Source organism: Stieleria sp., assembly GCF_041595215.1.
Classification (GTDB): domain Bacteria; phylum Planctomycetota; class Planctomycetia; order Pirellulales; family Pirellulaceae; genus Stieleria; species Stieleria magnilauensis.
The window spans coordinates 1-4,383 of record NZ_JBFHKV010000762.1 but is presented as its reverse complement, the minus strand read 5'-3'; the positions used below and the strand labels follow the sequence as shown (position 1 = coordinate 4,383).

General features: G+C 59.3%; 3 protein-coding genes. All 3 read right to left on the bottom strand.

Annotated elements, in window-relative coordinates; genetic code table 11:
* Positions 1-2,944 (bottom strand): hypothetical protein (locus ABX749_RS23795; protein WP_372898192.1); only part of this gene is annotated, 2,944 nt, incomplete at its 3' end.
* A gap of 175 nt (positions 2,945-3,119) precedes the next feature.
* Positions 3,120-3,743, bottom strand: coding sequence for an HAD family hydrolase (locus ABX749_RS23790; protein WP_372898191.1), 624 nt, complete (start codon positions 3,741-3,743; stop codon positions 3,120-3,122).
* A partial coding sequence (locus ABX749_RS23785; RefSeq protein WP_372898190.1) for an alpha/beta hydrolase family protein occupies positions 3,733-4,383 on the bottom strand: 651 nt, incomplete at its 5' end. The genes ABX749_RS23790 and ABX749_RS23785, both read right to left, overlap by 11 nt.

Genomic DNA, 4,383 nt, shown 5'->3' with positions numbered 1-4,383 from the left:
TTCCCGCACCGTCGATGTAGATCGATTCCCAGAAACCTGGATAGGGGCTGCTGGCATCACCGTCGCCGGTCACATCGCCGCCGACGGTGTCGTCGCTGGTTGCGGTGAAGTAAATCGGCTCGGCCGGCGTTCCCGGGGCGCGCAATGCTCCGTCGCGGGCCCAAACGTAGTTTGCTTTGTCGATCTTGATGACCGTCCCCGCAGCGATGTCGAGGTTGGCGGGATTGGATTCCGCGTCGGCCCCCAGAACCAGATTGCCCGAAATAATGTGAATCGGTAGATCGCCATAATCCCAGACACGACTTTGCGTCAGTGTCCCCGCCTGAATCGCGATCCGATCGCCGCCGAGATTGTCTCGGCCGGTCAGATTGGTGACCTGGGGAGCGGCGTCGAGTTCAAAGTAATACGCGGCTCCGACGTTTTTGAACACGTCAACGTTCTCCAGCGTCGGTGTCGCTGCGAGGACGTTGATCCCGTTGGAGTAACCGTGGGAAACCGTGACGTTCGTCAGGCGGTTTTGGGTCTCCGGTGTGGTGCCCGCGTGATCCAGTTCGATCGAACCGACCTGTCCGCTAAGGATTCCATTGCCATCGGTGTCGCCGGCGTAGCGAACCTGGACGTGTTCCAAGACGTTGGACGGTCCGTACAGGTAGAGCGATTCCCAATAGCCGGGAAACGGAGTGCTTTTGTTCCGGTCGCCGTTGGAATCTCCGCCGACGGTGTCATCGGTGGCAGCGGTAAAGACGATCGGATCCTCCGCCGTTCCGACCGCGTGGATCGTACCCTGACGCGATTCGAAGTACTGCGCATTGGGCATCTTGATCACCGTCCCGGCGGCGATCGTCAACGTGACGGGAGTGCCTTGGGCGTCCGCACCGACGATCAAGTTGCTGGCGGTCAAGTGGATCGGCAGGTCGCCATAATCCCAGGTGCGATCTTCGGTCAACGTTCCGCCCTGGATCACAATCCGACCGCCGCCCAGATTGCCGCGTCCGCTCAAACCCGTCGTGTCGGGATCCGTATCGAGTTCAAAGTAGAACGGAACACCCAAGTTGTCTTCAGTGTGGATGTTCTGCAGGATCGGATCGCCGGCGCTGACGTTGATACCGTTGGAGTAACCATCGGAGATGCGAACATTGGTCAGTCGCGTTTGCTTCGTCGGATCGTCACCGGCGTGCCGTAATTCAAAACCTCCGACTTGCCCACTGAAGATCCCATTCCCATCGGTGTCGCCGGCGTAACGAATTTCAACGTTCTCAAAGACATTGTTCGGGCCGTCCAAATAAATCGATTCCCAGTAGCCCGGGTAGGGTGCCGTCGCGTCACCGTCGCCTTCCGAATCGCCTCCGATCGAGTCGTCCGTGATGGCCGTGATGATGATCGGATCCGACGGCGTACCATTTGCGACAATCGTGCCTTCGTGAGACCACAGGTATTGCGCCTTTGACATTTTGATCACGGTGCCGGCCGCAACCGTCAACGTGACCGGATTGCTGGCCGCGTCTTTTCCGACAACGAAATCACCGGGTGCAACGTGCAGCGGAAGGTCACCGTAGTCCCACGTACGATCCTCGGTCAGCGTTCCACTTTGCAGCACGATCCGGTCACCGGCCGCGTTGTCACGACCGGTCAACTGGCGGGTCGATGGATTGGCGTCCAGATCAAAGTAGAACGGATAGCCGAGCGAATCCTCGACGTGCACGGTGTCCAGGTTCGGGGCACCGGCGCGGACGTTCACGCCGTTGGAATAACCACGCGAGATGCGGACATTGGTGAGCCGGTTCTGCAGATTCGGATCACGACTGTCGTAGCGGACTTCGAACGAACCCGTCTGTCCGCTAAAGATGCCGTTGCCATCGGTGTCACCTGCGTAGCGGACTTCGACGTTTTCAAAGACACTGCCCGGACTATCCAGATAGATCGATTCCCAATAACCGGGGAAGGCAGTGGTCGTCTCGCCGTCACCGTTGGAATCTCCCGCGATCGAATCGTCCGTCGCGGCGGTGAAGACGATCGGCTCCGCCGTCGTTCCCACGGCGTGGATCTTCCCCTGATCCGCGTGGAGGTAGCGAGCCTGCGGCACCTTGATAACGGTCCCGGGTGCAACCGAGAGTGTGACGGGTTGACTGTCACCGTCTTGCCCGACGACATAATCTCCACCGAAGATCGCAACGGGCAGCTCACCGTAATCCCAGGAACGGTTCTCGGTCAATGTTCCCGCCTGAACCGCGATGCGATCACCACCGGCGTTGCCGGTTCCGCCGATTCCCACAGCGTCGGGATCAGCATCGATGTCGAAGTAGAACGGCACGCCGAGGGAATCGTTGACGGCGACGTTGTTCAAACTCGGGCTGCCGGCAAACACATTGACGCCGTTGGAGTAGCCGTGCGTGACCACGACATTGGAGAGCTGCGTTTGTTCGGCCGGTGCCGACGAATCAAAGAATGTCTCGATCGAACCGGTGTGACCACTGAACGCCCCATCGCCGTCCGTGTCGCCCGCGTAACGGACTTCGACATGATCGAGCCGCGTGTTCGGACCTCTCAGGTAAAGCGATTCCCAGTGTCCGGGATAGGGCACACCGTCGACGCCGGGTGTCAGGTCTTCACCGACGCTATCGTCCAGGGCACTGGTGAAGACGACGGGCTGTCCCGGCAAACCGACCGCCTCGATCGCGCCGTTTCCTGTCAGCCACTTTCCCTTTGCAAACTTGACCACCGTGTCGGGCTGGATCGTTAATTTCGATCCCGCCGGGACGCTGACGTCGCCGGTCACATGGATCGTTCCTGACCAATCGTCGTCTCCGGCCAGCGTGCCCGAGACTTCGCGGGCGAGGAGCCGCCGTGCTTCGAGTGTTTCGAGATGACTGCGGCGGGTTGGGGACTTCTTCGTCTTCCGACTTCTTTTCGACCGGTGTGCTCCGGTCTTTTGCCACTGGAACATAGGAGGCTCGGCAAGGATGTTGGGGAGGCGGACGGAAGCCGCCTCAACACAACAGCTATTCGCCAGTCCCCCAGCAGGGATTTCTGCTCATTCTCCTCCCCAGGCTGGCGGAATTCAACACTTGTCCACTAAGAAATGGCGTCCGCTAAACGTTTCGTGAGACCGGTGGCTGGCTCTACTTGACGCCCAAGTGTTGCTCGATCACGGATTTGGCCTGTTCGCCGCCCAGGCATTGGTGGGCACGCCAGCCGCGCTCCGCCGCTGCTCGGACGTTTTCCGGTTTGTCATCGATGAACAGAATTCGCTCGGGACGTACCCGCGCCGCTTTTTCGGCGGCCTCGTAAATCTTCATGTCCGGTTTCATCGACATCACTTCGCAGCTCAGAATTTTGACGTCATAGTCGATCTGCGAGACCGGCCAGGGTTGCTTTCGCACCCAACGCCAATGAGCAGGGCAGGTGTTGGACAACACGCCCACGCGACCGGCGCTGCGGCGGGCAAGCTCCACGACCTGGACCATCGAATCGATGGGCGTGAACATGTCGCTGATCGCGTCCAGGACCAGATCTTGCGGCAACCGTTTGGCGTCTAAATCCAAGACTTCTCGCAGCGTCTGCGTGAACGAGCGGCTGGTAATCTGACCGCTCTCGTATTGATCTTGCAGTCCACTGTCATAAAGGACTTCGCGGGCCCTGTCGGTGGAGATCCCGGCCAGCTCAGAAAGATTGCGACAGGCGATCTCCGGGTCGAACGAAACCAGTACGTTGCCGAGATCAAAATAAACGAACTCAATTTGCATGATCTTCTTCGCTGTTCGCTCGGTCGCGGAAAATAAACTCGATGATCGCCGTCGGGTCTTTCAAGCTGTGCGGGTGATGCCCGACTCCGGGTTTGTGGATGACTTCGATCGGTCCCCCCAAGTCGCGATACCGTTGTTCCAGGATCGCGGTGTTTTCATCCACCGGCACGACCACGTCGGCATCGCCGACGACGCACAGAATCGGAACATCTGCCGCCGCCAATGGTCCCAGCCCATCGATGGGATTGCAATGCGACTTGGTCGATTGCGGGTCCATCGCTTCCGCTTCGGTCAAACCATACGCGTTCAAACAACGTTTCCACTCGCCCGGGCTTCCCGCCCCCTTGCCTTTGCCGCCCGGCCAGCTCTTGATGTCGCACACCGGTGCATCACCATAAATGCATTGAACCTTGTCGGGATTCGCTTTGGCCCAGTTGAAAATGATCAATCCGCCGCGGCTCATCCCTTCCAACACCGGCTTGGGATGGAATTGATAGGTCGCCGTCACATGGGCGTAGAAGTCATCCCAGATCTGCACGGCCTGGGGCGCGCCGAACAAACCCGCCACATCCACGTAGGCGACGTGAAACCCCCGATTTAACAACGCGACATCAAGCTGCGGCTCGTGCCCGAAAAAGCG